We start from the raw sequence: 15,029 nt of genomic DNA on the forward strand, positions 1-15,029 counted from the left end.
GTGGCGCGCGTCCGGGAAGATCCACCGCACCCGGTGTGTTGGTGGAAGCGTGAACAATGTGCGCGAGGTCGAGGTGGTCGTCGTCGGCGCCGGGCAGGCCGGACTGTCGAGCGCCTATCACCTGCGGCGGACCGGCTACGAGCCCGACCGCGACTTCGTGGTGCTGGACCACTCCCCCGCCCCCGGCGGCGCCTGGCAGTTCCGCTGGCCCTCGCTGACGTACGGCAAGGTGCACGGAATGCACGCGCTGCCCGGGATGGAGCTGACGGACGCCGACCCGCTGCGGCCCTCCTCCGAGGTGATCGGCGCCTACTTCGACCGCTACGAGCGGACGTTCGACCTGCGGGTGCGCCGTCCCGTGGACGTGCACGCCGTACGGGAGGGGTCCGGCGGGCGGCTCCTTGTGGAGACCTCGCACGGCATCTGGGCGACCCGCGCGCTGATCAATGCGACCGGTACCTGGGACCGGCCCTTCTGGCCCCGCTACCCCGGCCAGGAGACGTTCCGCGGACGGCAGTTGCACACCGCGCAGTACCCGGGCCCCAAGGCGTTCGCGGGGCTGCGGGTGGTCGTGGTGGGCGGCGGCGCGTCCGGCACGCAGCATCTGCTGGAGATCGCGCCGTACGCGGCGGCCACCACCTGGGTGACCCGCCGGCCGCCCTTCTGGCGGGAGGAGCCCTTCGACGAGAACGCGGGCCGTGAGGCCGTCGCCCTCGTGGAGGAGCGCGTGCGGCAAGGGCTGCCGCCGCGCAGTGTGGTCTCCGTCACGGGACTGCCGCTGAACGACGCGATCCGGCGGGGGCTGGCGGACGGTGTGCTCGACCGCCAGCCGATGTTCGACCGGATCGAGCCCGACGGTGTGGTGTGGGACGACGGGCGCCGGGTCGCGGCGGACGTCATCCTGTGGGCGACCGGCTTCCGGCCCGTGATCGACCATCTCGCGCCGCTGCGGCTGCGGGAGCCGGGCGGCGGGATCCGCGTGGAGGGCACCCGGGCGGTCGCCGACCCGCGGATCCATCTCGTCGGCTACGGCCCCTCGGCGAGCACGATCGGCGCCAACCGGGCGGGACGGGCCGCCGTGCGGGACATCAGGCGGCTGCTGGCCCAGGAGCCCGCCGCGGCCTGACCGGTGGTCAGGTCGCGGACGGCTGCGCGGACTTTCCCTCGGCCTTCTTCCGTTCGGCCTCCGCCTCCGCCACGTCGCGCTGGTGCTCCGCGAGGTCCGCGGTGAAGCGCGTCTCCCCCGGCCGGACCGTCACGAAGTACAGCCAGTCCCCCGGGGCCGGGTTGATCGCGGCGCGCACGGCGTCCTCGCCGGGGTTGTCGATGGGGGTCGGCGGCAGCCCCATACGCCGGTAGGAGTTGTACGGGCTGTCGACCTCGGTGTCGGCGGGGGTGGCGCGCGCCTTGCTGCGGTTGAGGGCGTAGTCGACGGTGGAGTCCATCTGCAGCGGCATGCCGCGCTCCAGCCGGTTGAAGATCACCCGGGCCACCTTGCCCATGTCGGCCTTGGTGGCCGCCTCGGCCTGGACGATGCTCGCGACGGTGACCGCCTGGTAGACGTTCATCGCGTTGCGCTGGGCCCCGGCGGCGACGGGGGCGCCGTTGAACTTCTTGTTGGCCGTGTCGACCATGCGGGCCAGCAGCTTCTGCGGGGTGGCGTTCTCCGGGAGCGGATACGTGTCCGGGAAGAGATAGCCCTCGGGGTTGCCCTCGGCCTCGTTCGGCAGCTTCAGGTCGGCCTTGGCGAGGGACTTCTTGGTGGTGCCCGCGGGCAGGTCGAGGGTCTTGTCGATGGCGGCGTAGACCTGGTTCGCCCGCCAACCCGCGGGGACGACGAGGGCCTCGGGGCGGGGCTCCTCCTCGTCGGTCGTGATCAGCAGCGGCACCGCCACGGCGGTGCCGGCCACGACGGCCCCGAGCGTCGCCAGGGCGAAACGGCCGCGGCGCGTCAGTCGGATCGAGTTCCGTGACGGAGTGTTCGTCTGCATGCGGGCACGGTAACCCGCATATCGTCACAAACCCGGCATATTTTCAGCTTGTCGGCTCCAGTCGGGCATCCCGTCGCACGAGGGCCGCATACCGCCCTTCGCGCTCCAGCAGCTCCTCGTGCGTCCCGCGTTCCACCACGCGGCCGGAGTCCAGGACCACGATCTGGTCGGCGCCGCGGACGGTGGACAGCCGGTGCGCGATGGTGATGGTGGTGCGGTCGGCCGACAGCGCGTCGATCGCGGCCTGCACCGCCGCCTCGGTACGGGTGTCCAGCGCGCTGGTCGCCTCGTCGAGGACGAGCACCGGAGGGTCGCGCAGGATGGTCCGGGCGATCGCCAGACGCTGCTTCTCGCCGCCCGAGAAGCGGTGGCCGCGCTCGCCGACGACGGTGTCGTAGCCGTCGGGCAGGGCCGCGATGTGGTCGTGGATCTGCGCGGCCTTCGCCGCCGCGTGCAGCTCCTCGTCGGTGGCGTCGGGCTTGGCGAACCGCAGGTTGTCGGCGACCGACGCATGGAAGAGGTACGTCTCCTGGGAGACGACGCCCACCGCGCGGGCCAGGGTGTCGAAGTCGAGGTCGCGCACGTCCACCCCGTCGAGGGTGACCCGTCCGCCCGTGACGTCGTACAGCCGCGGCACCAGGTGGCCGAGCGTGGACTTGCCGGCGCCGGTCGGGCCGACCACGGCGAGGCTGCCGCCGGGCGGCACGGTGATGTCGATGCCGTCGAGGACCGGGCCGCCCTTTCCGTCGTAGCCGAACGAGACGTTCTCGAAGCGGACCTCGCCCTTCACCCGCTCGAGACGGACCGGATCCTCGCGCTCGGTGATGTCGATCGGCAGGTCGAGGTACTCGAAGATGCGCTGGAAGAGGGCGAGCGAGGTCTGGATCTGGACGCCGGTGGACAGCAGGCTCACCGCCGGGCGGAACAGGCCCTGCTGGAGCGAGACGAACGCGACGATGGTGCCGATGGACACGTCCGGGCCGCCCGAGTGCAGGGTGAGGCCGGCCGTCCAGTAGATGACCGCAGGCATGGCGGCCATGACGATCGTGATGACCGCCATCCGCCAGCGGCCCGCCATGTTCGACCGCACCTCCAGGTCGACAAGGCGCTCGGACTCGCCCGCGAAGGCGGCGGTCAGGGAGTCGGAGCGGCCCATCGTGCGGCCGAGCAGGATGCCGCTGACCGACAGCGACTCGGTGACCGTGGCCGCCATCGCGGCCATCTGCTTCTGGCGCCGGGTGGTGATCTTCTTGCGTTCGTTGCCGACGCGGCGGCTGATCCAGACGAAGACCGGCAGCAGCGCCAGCGACACGACCGTCAGGCGCCAGTCGAGCGCGAGCATCGCCACGATCGTCGCGACGACACTGGTGAGGTTGGAGACCAGCGAGGTCGCCGTGGAGGTGACGGTGGCCTGCATGCCGCCGATGTCGTTGGCGATACGGGACTGCACCTCGCCGGTGCGGGTCCGGGTGAAGAAGGCGAGCGACATGCGCTGCAGACGCCCGTAGACGGCGGTGCGCAGGTCGTGCATGACGCGCTGGCCCACGGTCGTGGAGATCAGGGTCTGCAGCACGCCGAAGACGCTGGTGAGCACGGCGCTGAGGATCATGCCGAGTGCCAGCAGGCTGAGCAGTCCGGTGCGGCCCTCCGGCAGCGCGACGTCGAGGATCGCCTTCAGGAGGAACGGCGAGGCGACCGAGACGAGCGACGACGCCCCGACGAGCAGTCCGACGATCGCGAGGCGGCCCCGGTAGGGACGGAAGAGGCGCAGGATGCGCCGCACCTGCCGGGGTTCCTGCTCGGCTCCGGCGGGCGGCGTCCATGCGGGTGCGTGATCGGGGTGCATGGTCTCCTTCGAGGTGCGGCGTGCGTGCGGACGTCAGTGATCGGCATTCATTGTTACCTGTACTCACAATGAACGGCATCCTGATAATGTTCCCGCATGACCGCCCCCGACCCCGACGGCCTGCTGGCCGAGCAGCTGCTCCGGCTCACCCGCCGGGTGCACCGCATCCAGAAGCGGCATCTGGAGCGGCGCGAACTCGGCATCACTCCTGCCCAGTCCCGGCTGCTGCGCACCCTCGCGCACTACAGCTCACCGCCCCGCATGGCCGATCTCGCGGAGCGGCTGGAGGTGGTGCCCCGCGCGGTGACCACGCTGGTGGACGGTCTTGAGGCGCACGGCAAGGTGCGCAGGGTCCCGGATCCGGCCAACCGGCGCGTGATCCGTATCGAGCTGACCGACGAGGGCCGCGAGACGTTGCGGGAACTGCGCGCGGCACGGCGGGCGGCCGCGGCGGAGATTCTCGCCCCGCTGGGAGAGCGGGAGCGGGAGCAGCTCGGGGAGCTGCTGAACACGCTGGTCGACGGGCCGACGGGGCCGCCCTGCGAGCAGGGGCCGGCCGCGGGGACGGGTCCGGTGGAGGGCTGACGCCCCAGAGGGCTGGGCGGAAGCGCGGCCGGGGGCCCGGCCGGTAAAAACCAGTTGCCGGTGGATGCGTGACGGAGTCAACCTGTCACGGTTTGCTGCCGCCGTCCGAGGACGTCCGCGGCCCCTGCTCCGAGCCACTGGGACGCCATGCAGATTCACGACCTTCCGTACCCCGATCCGGGCGTGCCCGACGCCCGCTCGGGTCCTCGATTCCTGTGGTGGCTCTTCCGCAACCAGCTGGGCGGACAGCTGAAGGCGCTGGCCTGGGGCCTGCTGCACTTCACGTCCGTGGCCTCGCTGCCGTTCTGCGTCGGCGTCGCCGTCCAGGCCGCGGTCGACCGCTCCGGCGGACGGCTCGCGCTCGCGGGCGCACTGCTGGCAGTGGCCGGCGCGGGCGTCGCGGTCGGCGACACCTTCCTGCACCGCGCCGCCGTCACCAACTGGATCACCGCCGCCGCCCGGGTGCAGCAACTGCTGGGCCGCAAGGCCGCCGTGCTGGGCTCCGCGCTGACCCGGCGGGTGGCCGCGGGCGAGGTCGTCGCGGTCTCCACCGGTGATGTGGAGAAGATCGGCTGGTTCGTGGAGGCCCTGTCGCGGTTCACCGCCGCCGCGGTCACCGTCGTCGTCGTCACCGTCGGCCTCCTCGCCTACCAGCCCGCCCTGGGTGTCGTCGTCGCCGTGGGACTGCCCGTGCTGGCGCTCGCGGTGCTGCCACTGCTGCCCAAGGCCACCCGGCGGGCGGACGTCCAGCGTGAGAAGGCGGGACGGGCCACCGAACTGGCCTCGGACACCGTCGCCGGGCTGCGGGTGCTGCGCGGGATCGGCGGCGAGGACCTGTTCCTCGACCGCTACCGCCGCGCCTCGCAGGAGGTCCGCCACGCGGCCGTGCGCAGTGCCCGGATGTGGTCGCTGATCGCGGCCGTCCAGGTGCTGCTGCCGGGACTGCTGCTGATCACGGTGGTCTGGTCCGGCGTCCGTCTGGCCCGCGACGGGCGGATCGACGTCGGCGAACTGGTCACCGTGTACAGCTCGGTGATGCTCCTCACGTTCCCTCTGCGTCACTTCGAGGAGATCGCGATGGCGTACTCCTTCTCGCGTCCCTCGGCCAGGCGGGCCGCGCGGGTGCTGGCGCTGGAACGGACCGTGGACATCGCCGGCACGCGTGCCAGCGAGACCCCGGCCGGCGACCTGTACGACCCGGAGACGGGCCTGCTCGCCCCGTCCGGGCTGCTCACCGCCGTGGTGTGCGGCGACCCGGACGCGGCGGGGCGGCTGGCCGAACGGCTCGGCGGGCACGCCGCGGAGGAGGGCACCTCGGTGCTGCTCGGCGGCGTGCCCCTGGACGAACTGCCGCTGGACAGCGCCCGTACGGCCGTGCTGGTGCAGGACAAGGACCCGGTGCTGCTCTCCGGCACGCTGCGGGAGCTGCTGGACGTGCCCGCGTCCGGGGCGGTCGAGCCGGGGGCGGCGCTGGAGGCCGCGCAGTGCCAGGACGTGCTGGCCGCGCTGGTCCAGGGGTCTCTGGGCGCCGAAGACCCGATGGACGCCCGCATCACCGAACGCGGGAGGTCGCTGTCCGGCGGGCAGCGCCAGCGGCTCGCGCTGGCCCGGTCGCTGGTCACCGACCCGGAGGTGCTGGTCCTGGACGAACCGACCTCGGCCGTCGACTCGCACACCGAGGCACGCATCGCCCAGGGCGTGCGCGGCCTGCGGTCCGGGCGCACCACCGTGGTGTTCACCTCGTCCCCCCTGCTGCTGGACCGCGCCGACCGGGTGGTGTTCCTGCACGAGGGCACGGTCGTCGCGGTGGGCGGCCACCGGGAGCTGGTGCGCACCGAGTCCCGCTACCGGGCCGTGGTGACCCGCGAGACGGAGGAGGAGACGGCGTCGGCCGCCGCGCTCCTCGCCGGCGACGGCGGGCCGCACACGGACGAGGTCCCGGACGGCCTCGAGGAACTGCAAGAGCTCGAAGAGATCGAGGAGACGGCATGATCGGCGTCGCGCCACCGGCGTACGACCCGGCGGCCCCCACAGCGGCCGACACGCTGCCGGTGGGCGCGCCCGCGACCGTACGCGCGTACGTGGCCGAACTGCTGCGCCGGCACCGGCGGGCCTTCCTGCTGCTGGTCGGCGTCAACACGGTGGCGGTGATCGCCTCGATGGTGGGCCCGTACCTGCTGGGCGGGCTCGTGGAGCGGGTGTCGTCCGGGGAGCGGGAGCTGCACCTGGAACTCACCGCGACCTTGTTCGTGGCCGCCCTGGTGGTCCACGCGGGGTTCGTGCGGCAGGTGCGGCTGCGCGGGGCGATGCTCGGCGAGCGGATGCTGGCGGACCTGCGCGAGGACTTCCTGGTGCGGTCGGTCGGACTGCCGCCGGGCGTGCTGGAACGGGCCGGCACCGGTGACCTGCTGTCGCGCATCACCACGGACATCGACCGGCTCGGCAACGCCATGCGCGAGGCCGTGCCCCAGCTGGCGATCGGCGTGGTGTGGGCGGCCCTGCTCCTCGGCGGCCTGGTCGTCACCGCGCCGGAGCTGGCTCCGGCGGTGCTGGTCGCGGTGCCGCTGCTGGTGGCGGGATGCCGCTGGTACTTCCGCCGGGCGCCGGGCGCGTACCGCTCGGAGGCGGCCGGGTACGCGGCGGTGGCCGCCGCGCTCACCGAGACGGTGGACGGGGGGCGGACGGTGGAGGCGCACCGCCTCGGCCCGCGCCGCGTGGCACTGACCGACCGGCGGGTGCGGGAGTGGACGGCCTGGGAGCGCTACACGCTGTGGCTGCGCTCGGTGCTGTTCCCCGTCATCAATCTCACCCATGTCACGGTCCTCGGGTCGGTCCTGATGATCGGCGGGGTGTTCGTGCTGCAGGGGTGGATCGGCGTCGGCCAGCTGACGACGGCCGCGCTGATCGCGCAGATGCTGGTGGATCCGGTCGGGCTGATCCTGCGCTGGTACGACGAGCTGCAGGTCGCGCAGGTGTCGCTGGCCCGGCTGGTCGGCGTGCGGGACATCGAGCCCGACGCCGGGGACCCGGACGTGACGCCCGAGGGCCGGCGGGTGCGGGCGGACACCGTGCACTTCGGCTATCTGGAGGGCGTGGACGTCCTGCGCAAGGTGTCCCTCGAGGTGCCGCCGGGGACCCGGATGGCCCTGGTGGGTCCCTCGGGTGCGGGCAAGTCCACGCTGGGCCGGCTGCTCGCGGGGATCTACGCGCCCCGGGAGGGCCGCGTGACCCTGGGCGACGCGGAACTGTCCCGCATGACCGCGGAACGGGTCCGCTCCCATGTCGCCCTCGTCAACCAGGAGCACCACGTCTTCGTCGGTTCCCTCCGCGACAACCTGCGGCTCGCCCGCACCGACGCGGAGGACGCCGAGCTGTGGGCGGCGCTCGGCGCGGTCGACGCGGACGCATGGGCGCGGGCGCTGGAGGACGGCCTGGACACGGAGGTCGGCTCGGGCGGCTTCGCGCTCACCCCGGCGCAGGCGCAGCAGATCGCGCTGGCCCGGCTGGTGCTGGCCGACCCGCACACGCTGGTCCTCGACGAGGCGACCTCGCTGCTCGACCCGCGCGCGGCACGTCACCTGGAGCGCTCCCTGGCCCGCGTCCTGGACGGCCGAACCGTCGTCGCCATCGCCCACCGCCTGCACACGGCCCACGACGCGGACGTCATCGCCGTCGTCGAGAACGGCCGCATCAGCGAACTGGGCAGCCACGAGGAACTGGTCGCGGCGGACGGGGCGTACGCGGCTCTGTGGCGCAGCTGGCACGGGTGACCGGGGCGCGCCCGGGGGCTGTCCTGGGGTGGGGGTGGCCTCGAGGCAGGGTGAGCCGCAGCCCGGGTCTTCGGGACCAAGGTGTCCCGCGACCAATGGCCGGCCGCCTCTCGGGGGCGGCGCCGTGCCGCGCCGCCCGCGAGAGGCGGGTGCGCGCCCGCGCGCCTCGCGTGGCTCGTCGGCGGGCCGGCCCGCCGACGCCCTGCAGCGCGCCGTGGCCTCGCGGGGCGGGCGCCCCGGGTCGGAGGCACTCGCGGCACGGTGCCCCGAGTCGGAGGTGCCGACGCCCGGGACTGCGGGCCGGCGTCCGCCGGTCACCACGTGTGGCGTTGCGGGGTCGGGAGATCCGGTGGAAGGCTGGAAGCAGGCATCGGCTACGGGAGCGTCCGGGGCCCGGTGATCGGGTCTTGGCGGGTCCGGTGCCCGTGGAGCCGGCCCAGTGCGGGCCACGGCGGGCGTCGCGGCCCGCCCCACCCCCTGGAGGTGTCCGTGAACAGCGGTGACGGTTGGGGAGACGACGTCTACCAGCCCGACGGGTCCGAGATTCAGGACGACGCCGGGCTGCTGGACGCCGAGGACACGCTGGAGAGCGACGGTGTCGCCGACCCCCTCGACCGGGGCTGGTCCCCTCCCGAGCGGCCCTGGGCGGTGGAGCACTACGGCGTGACCGCCGCCGAGCAGCACGAGGGCGAGACGCTGGACCAGCGGCTGGCCGAGGAGCTGCCGGACCTGCCCGTGCCGGACGGCGACGACCTCGGTGATTCCACCGGCACCGACGGGGAACTCCTGGACAGCGAGGTCGGCGAGGCACGCTCCGGCCGGCTCGTCGCCCCCGACGAAGGGGCGCACGAGGACGAGGAGGAGGCGCTGGTCGCCTACGACGTCGGCATCGACGGCGCCGCCGCCTCCGCCGAGGAGGCCGCCGTGCACATCGTCGACGAGGACAGCCTGCCCGGCTGACCCCGCCGTGCCCTGACGCGGACGCGGAACCCAGACGCCCGAGGAGCACCCATGCAGAAGGACAAGCACCCCGACTACCACCCGGTCGTCTTCCGCGACCGGGCCGCCGGATACGCCTTCCTCACCCGGTCCACCGCGTCCAGCGCGCAGACCATCGAGTGGGACGACGGCGAGACCTACCCGGTGGTGGACGTGGAGATCTCCTCGGAGAGCCACCCGTTCTACACGGGCAAGGCCAGGACCGTGGACACCGAGGGCCGCGTCGCCCGCTTCCAGCGCCGTTACGGCGGCGAGAGCAGCGAGGGCGGGGGCGGAAGCAGCGGCTGATCCGCCGTCTATATGACGTTGAGCGCCACCGCGCAGCCCACTCCGCCCAGCAGCATGAACGCCGGCATCAGCACCTTCAGCTCCACCCAGCTGCCGGCGCGGAACCGCAGCGCCTTGGGCGGGCCGATCGGGTACCAGCGCTTGCGGCCCACGGGTATGGGCCACAGGATCGGGCAGCCGGAGACGGTCAGCGCGTCCCCGATGTCGTGCACGATCGCGCCGAGCACGATGGGCAGGCCGAGCCACAGGTATTCCTGACCGGGCTCGGTGAACAGCCAGCCGGCGCCGTTGCCCGGCTCGTCGAGGATGCCCGCGATGATCCAGGCGCTGGTCGCCGCCAGCAGCCACACCAGCACGTCGCTGCTGGAGCCTCGGGTCGCCCGCCACAACAGGCCCTCGATCGCCAGCACCATGTGCACGAAGAGGATGAAGAGGACCGCCCAGCGGCCGCCGGTGATCGCCAGGACCGAGGTGCCGCCGCCGATGAGGACCGCCCACAGCCAGGTGTGGGTGAGGGTGCGGTGACCGCCCGAGCGACGGGGGTCGGCCGGTTTCTTCGTCGCTTTGTAGACCGCGTAGGACAGCTTGTCGACGATCTCGCACAGCCAGCGGGAGACGGGCCCGAAGGCCCGCGAGATGGTGGCGGCCTTGTGGTCCAGGTCCGGGGCCAGCGCCGCGCCGGCGCAGATCAGCGCACCGGCCAGCAGCACGGGCCACGGCATCGGACGTCCGGCCGCGGCCGCCGCCGCTCCGACCCCGAGCCAGGCCGCGGCGCCCGACAGTGAGTGTGCTGGTCCCATCATGGCCTGTGCCCGCCCCATTCCTCTTTCGCCGCCGCCCGGTTGACCGGTGACGTTGACGCTGCGCCGGCGACACAGCGTAGCGGTAGTGATCTTCGGGCCGACAGCCGATTCCCGCATCGGGCGAGTGGGCAGGCAAGATGGGGTGGTGACCCTCATCGATCAGCTGCCGAAGACCGCCGACCCCGACGCCCTGTACGAAGCCTTCGAGTCGTGGGCGCAGGAGCGCGGTCTCACTCTCTATGCGCACCAGGAGGAGGCGCTGATCGAGGTGGTGTCGGGGGCGAACGTGATCGTCTCGACGCCCACCGGCTCCGGCAAGAGCATGATCGCCGCGGGCGCGCACTTCGCGGCGCTGGCGCGGGACGAGGTCACCTTCTACACGGCCCCCATCAAGGCGCTCGTCTCGGAGAAGTTCTTCGAACTGTGCAAGATCTTCGGCACCGAGAACGTCGGCATGCTCACCGGCGACGCGTCGGTGAACGCCGACGCCCCGGTGATCTGCTGCACCGCCGAGGTGCTCGCCTCGATCGCGCTGCGCGACGGCAGGAACGCCGACGTCGGCCAGGTCGTGATGGACGAGTTCCACTTCTACGCCGAGCCGGACCGCGGCTGGGCCTGGCAGATTCCGATCCTCGAACTGCCGCAGGCGCAGTTCGTGCTGATGTCGGCGACGCTCGGCGACGTCTCCTTCTTCGAGAAGGACCTCACCCGGCGCACCGGCCGGCCCACCGCTGTGGTCCGCTCGGCGACGCGGCCCGTGCCGCTGTCGTACGAGTACCGGTACACGCCGCTCACCGAGACGCTGACCGATCTGCTCGAGGCCCGGCAGGCGCCGGTGTACATCGTGCACTTCACGCAGGCGCAGGCCGTGGAGCGGGCGCAGGCGCTGATGAGCATCAACATGTGCACGCGGGAGGAGAAGGACAAGATCGCCGACCTGATCGGCAACTTCCGCTTCACCACCAAGTTCGGCCGCAACCTCTCCCGTTACGTGCGGCACGGCATCGGCGTGCATCACGCCGGCATGCTGCCCAAGTACCGGCGTCTGGTGGAGAAACTGGCGCAGGCCGGCCTGCTGAAGGTCATCTGCGGCACCGACACCCTCGGCGTGGGCGTCAACGTGCCCATCCGCACGGTGCTGTTCACCGCGCTCACCAAGTACGACGGCAACCGGGTGCGCACGCTGCGGGCGCGCGAGTTCCACCAGATCGCGGGGCGCGCCGGCCGGGCCGGCTTCGACACCGAGGGCTTCGTGGTGGCCCAGGCGCCGGAGCACGTCATCGAGAACGAGAAGGCGCTGGCGAAGGCGGGCGACGACCCGAAGAAGCGCCGCAAGGTGGTGCGCAAGAAGGCTCCCGAGGGGTTCGTCGCGTGGAGCGAGCAGACCTTCGAGAAGCTCATCGGGTCCGAGCCGGAGCCGCTGACCTCCCGCTTCCGCGTCACTCACACCATGCTGCTGTCGGTCATCGCCCGGCCCGGCAACGCCTTCGAGGCGATGCGCCGCCTCCTCGAGGACAACCACGAGCCGCGCAAGCAGCAGCTCCGCCACATCCGCCGCGCCATCGCCATCTACCGGTCGCTGCTGGACGGCGGCATCGTCGAGAAGCTCGACGAGCCGGACGCGGAGGGGCGCATCGTGCGTCTCACCGTCGACCTGCAGCAGGACTTCGCGCTCAACCAGCCGCTGTCCACGTTCGCGCTGGCCGCGTTCGAGCTCCTGGACCCCGAATCGCCGTCGTACGCGCTGGACATGGTGTCCGTGGTGGAGTCCACGCTGGACGACCCGCGGCAGATCCTCGCCGCCCAGCAGAACAAGGCGCGCGGCGAGGCGGTCGCCGCGATGAAGGCCGACGGGGTGGAGTACGAGGAGCGCATGGAGCGCCTCCAGGACATCACTTACCCGAAGCCGCTGGAGGAGCTGCTCTTCCACGCGTACAACACGTACCGCAAGTCCCACCCGTGGGTCGGCGACCATCCGCTGTCGCCGAAGTCCGTGGTCCGGGACATGTACGAGCGGGCGCTGTCCTTCACGGAGCTGGTGTCCCACTACGAGCTGGCCCGCACCGAGGGCATCGTGCTGCGCTACCTCGCCAGCGCCTACAAGGCGCTCGAGCACACCATCCCCGACGACCTGAAGTCGGAGGACCTGGAGGACCTGATCGCCTGGCTGGGCGAGACGGTGCGCCAGGTCGACTCCAGCCTGCTGGACGAGTGGGAGCAGCTGGCGAACCCGGAGGAGATGACCGCCGAGGAGGCCCAGGAGAAGGCCGACCAGGTCAAGCCGGTCACCGCCAACGCCCGCGCCTTCCGCGTCCTCGTCCGCAACGCCATGTTCCGCCGGGTGGAACTCGCCGCCCTCGACCAGGTGGACGAACTCGGCGAGATGGACGGCGAGTCCGGCTGGGACGCCGATGCGTGGGGCGAGGCGATGGACAAGTACTGGGACGAGTACGAGGAGCTCGGCACCGGTCCCGACGCCCGCGGCCCCAAGCTGCTCATCATCGACGAGCAGCCGGAGAACGGGCTGTGGCGGGTCCGGCAGATCTTCGACGACCCGAACGACGACCACGACTGGGGCATCAGCGCCGAGGTCGATCTGACCGCCTCCGACGCGGAGGGCCGTGCCGTCGTGCGGGTCACCGACGTCGGCCAGTTGTGAGCACAGGAGAGACGCACCCATGACGAACCCGGCCGAGAGCCTCGTCGATCTGCTCGACCTGGAGCAGATCGAGGTCGACATCTTCCGCGGCCGCAGCCCCCAGGAGTCCCTCCAGCGGGTCTTCGGCGGGCAGGTCGCCGGCCAGGCACTGGTCGCCGCGGGCCGCACCACGGAGGGCGACCGCCCGGTGCACTCGCTGCACGCGTACTTCCTGCGCCCGGGCCGGCCCGGGGTGCCGATCGTGTACCAGGTGGAGCGGGTGCGGGACGGCAGGTCGTTCACGACCCGCCGGGTCACCGCCGTGCAGCAGGGCCGCACGATCTTCAATCTGACCGCCTCCTTCCACAAGCCTGAACGGGGGGGTTTCGAGCATCAGTTGCCGCCGGCCCGCGAGGTGCCGGACCCCGAGTCGCTGCCGACGGTGGCGGACGAGATCAGGGAGCATCTGGGCGCGCTGCCGGAGCAGTTGGAGCGGATGGCGCGCCGGCAGCCCTTCGACATCCGCTACGTCGACCGGCTGCGCTGGAAGCCGGACGAGATCGAGGGCGCGGAGCCGCGCAGCGCGGTCTGGATGCGCGCGGTCGGGCCGCTCGGCGACGATCCGCTGGTGCACACCTGCGCGCTGACCTACGCCAGCGACATGACGCTGCTGGACGCGGTGCGGATTCCGGTGGAGCCGCTGTGGGGTCCGCGCGGCTTCGACATGGCGTCGCTGGACCACGCGATGTGGTTCCACCGGCCGTTCCGTGCGGACGAGTGGTTCCTGTACGACCAGGAGTCCCCCATCGCCACGGGCGGCCGCGGGCTGGCCCGCGGCCGGATCTACGACCGGGAAGGGCGCATGCTGGTCTCGGTCGTGCAGGAGGGGCTCTTCCGGGCGTTGTAGGGCGCGGGGCGGGCGCCGGGCGCGCCGGCGCTGTGTCTCCGGGTCGTCGGACACACCAGGGTTTCCGGACACGCCGGGCCCGCCAGGGTCACCAGGCACGCCCGACCTGGGCACCAACCTGGCCCCGCCCACTTCACGGGCGCCCCGCGCTCCGGACGGTTCGATGACGCCAGCGGGCGAGCAGGCCTCGGCGTCTGGCGCGGTCGCCGGCGGCCGGGGTGTCCGGGCGGGCCGGTGCGGCCGGCCGCCCCCCGGACGGGGGCGCGAGCGCCGGCCGACGCGACGCGGGTGGCTCGGGACTCGGACGCCGTCCGGTGCGAGGGAAACGGCCGGGACCCGGACGGCCGGGGCGCCGGACGGTGCCCCCGGGCCTCGTCCACCAGCCGGGCCAGGTCGGCCCGTAGCCAGGCGATCTCGTCCGGGTCGCGCGCGGTCATGAGGTCCGCCGCGATCCGTGCCCCTGGCGAGTCGGGGCTCCCGCCGCCGGGCGGACGGCGGCGGAACCCGTGTACGTGGGACCGCTCGTAGGGGTCCCGCACCACCTGCGCCACATGCAGCGGGTCGAGGAACGACGCGACCGCGCCCGCACGGGCCCAGGGGTCCTCGGCCTCCCGGAGCAGGAAACCCAGGTGCCTGCTGCGCCAGTTGCGGGGCCGCAGATCGATCCCGGAGTCCAGCAGGCCGCGCAGCCCCTCCGGCGTACGCCCGGTCAGCAGCGCCGCGTTCTTCTCGTCGTCACCGAACAGCCGTAGCTCGTCGGCGAGATAGAGCCAGACCACGGCGCGGTAGCGGTTCAGGTGGAACGCCACCGGAACGACCAGCCCCAGCCTCGCCAGCCGGGTGAAACGGGCCTTCGCCACCCCCAGCAGGGCGGCGCCCTCCGCGGTCCCCACGGCGTGGACGCTGCGGCGCAGTGCCTCAGGGAAGTCCGGTCCGGCGCGCAGCCGTTCGATCTCCGCCCGCGCGACCCGCCGCTCCGCTGCCACCCTGCCGGGCTCGGTGCGGATGCGGCCGAGTCGCACGGCCAGGTCGAACTCGGTGCGCCGCAGGCCGAGTTCCCGGGCCGCGCGGCCGGTCGTGATCCAGGTGTCGTCCTTCGCCACGGCCGGGCGGCCGACACCCGTGTCGAAAGCGGTGACCGTGCGCTGCGCGGTGGTGGTCGGCGTCTGTCGGGACATGCTCGTCTCCCCCGTGGGTCCGGT

General features: G+C 72.7%; 12 protein-coding genes. 8 read left to right on the forward strand and 4 right to left on the reverse strand.

Features of this window, described 5'->3' with window-relative positions; genetic code table 11:
• The first annotated feature begins 49 nt into the window (after positions 1 to 49).
• Positions 50 to 1,126, forward strand: a complete 1,077-nt coding sequence (locus tag AY578_RS03540; RefSeq protein WP_136237349.1) for an NAD(P)-binding domain-containing protein — start codon at positions 50 to 52, stop codon at positions 1,124 to 1,126.
• A gap of 7 nt (positions 1,127 to 1,133) precedes the next feature.
• Here the strand turns inward: AY578_RS03540 and mltG are convergent, their stop codons facing one another.
• Together mltG and AY578_RS03550 are read right to left on the reverse strand one after the other, a co-directional pair.
• The gene (mltG, locus tag AY578_RS03545; RefSeq protein WP_019524685.1) at positions 1,134 to 1,991 is read right to left on the reverse strand and encodes an endolytic transglycosylase MltG; all 858 of its coding nucleotides are present in this window, start codon (positions 1,989 to 1,991) and stop codon (positions 1,134 to 1,136) included.
• A gap of 43 nt (positions 1,992 to 2,034) precedes the next feature.
• Positions 2,035 to 3,837, reverse strand: coding sequence for an ABC transporter ATP-binding protein (locus tag AY578_RS03550; protein WP_019524686.1), 1,803 nt, complete (start codon positions 3,835 to 3,837; stop codon positions 2,035 to 2,037).
• 96 nt (positions 3,838 to 3,933) lie between these two features.
• Here AY578_RS03550 and AY578_RS03555 point away from each other — a divergent pair, with 96 nt between their 5' ends.
• The 5 genes from AY578_RS03555 (at position 3,934) to AY578_RS03575 (ending at position 9,479) form a co-directional block, all read left to right on the forward strand.
• Positions 3,934 to 4,422, forward strand: a complete 489-nt coding sequence (locus AY578_RS03555) for a MarR family winged helix-turn-helix transcriptional regulator (RefSeq protein ID WP_019524687.1) — start codon at positions 3,934 to 3,936, stop codon at positions 4,420 to 4,422.
• A 147-nt stretch (positions 4,423 to 4,569) separates the two neighbouring features.
• The gene (locus tag AY578_RS03560; protein ID WP_258902023.1) at positions 4,570 to 6,414 is read left to right on the forward strand and encodes an ABC transporter transmembrane domain-containing protein; all 1,845 of its coding nucleotides are present in this window, start codon (positions 4,570 to 4,572) and stop codon (positions 6,412 to 6,414) included.
• A complete protein-coding gene (locus AY578_RS03565; RefSeq protein ID WP_215187973.1) occupies positions 6,411 to 8,192 on the forward strand; it encodes an ABC transporter ATP-binding protein in 1,782 nt (593 codons plus the stop codon). The genes AY578_RS03560 and AY578_RS03565 overlap by 4 nt, the downstream gene beginning before the upstream one ends.
• Before the next feature lie 489 nt (positions 8,193 to 8,681).
• Complete coding sequence (locus tag AY578_RS03570; RefSeq protein WP_020700111.1) at positions 8,682 to 9,152, forward strand: DUF5709 domain-containing protein; 471 nt, start codon at positions 8,682 to 8,684, stop codon at positions 9,150 to 9,152.
• 51 nt (positions 9,153 to 9,203) lie between these two features.
• A complete protein-coding gene (locus AY578_RS03575; protein WP_019524691.1) occupies positions 9,204 to 9,479 on the forward strand; it encodes a type B 50S ribosomal protein L31 in 276 nt (91 codons plus the stop codon).
• 8 nt (positions 9,480 to 9,487) lie between these two features.
• Here the strand turns inward: AY578_RS03575 and AY578_RS03580 are convergent, their stop codons facing one another.
• On the reverse strand, positions 9,488 to 10,282 hold the full coding sequence (locus tag AY578_RS03580) for a metal-dependent hydrolase (protein WP_026243788.1): 795 nt from the start codon (positions 10,280 to 10,282) through the stop codon (positions 9,488 to 9,490).
• Positions 10,283 to 10,427: 145 nt separating this feature from the next.
• Here AY578_RS03580 and AY578_RS03585 point away from each other — a divergent pair, with 145 nt between their 5' ends.
• Both AY578_RS03585 and AY578_RS03590 read left to right on the forward strand, forming a co-directional pair.
• A complete protein-coding gene (locus AY578_RS03585) occupies positions 10,428 to 12,941 on the forward strand; it encodes a DEAD/DEAH box helicase (RefSeq protein WP_026243789.1) in 2,514 nt (837 codons plus the stop codon).
• A 19-nt stretch (positions 12,942 to 12,960) separates the two neighbouring features.
• A complete protein-coding gene (locus tag AY578_RS03590; protein WP_161231527.1) occupies positions 12,961 to 13,827 on the forward strand; it encodes an acyl-CoA thioesterase in 867 nt (288 codons plus the stop codon).
• Here the strand turns inward: AY578_RS03590 and AY578_RS33970 are convergent.
• Positions 13,764 to 15,005, reverse strand: a complete 1,242-nt coding sequence (locus tag AY578_RS33970; protein ID WP_420341302.1) for a DUF6397 family protein — start codon at positions 15,003 to 15,005, stop codon at positions 13,764 to 13,766. The genes AY578_RS03590 and AY578_RS33970 overlap by 64 nt on opposite strands.
• Positions 15,006 to 15,029: the final 24 nt, after the last annotated feature.

It is taken from the genome of Streptomyces thermocarboxydus (assembly GCF_024760485.1).
Classification (GTDB): Bacteria; Actinomycetota; Actinomycetes; order Streptomycetales; family Streptomycetaceae; genus Streptomyces; species Streptomyces cellulosae.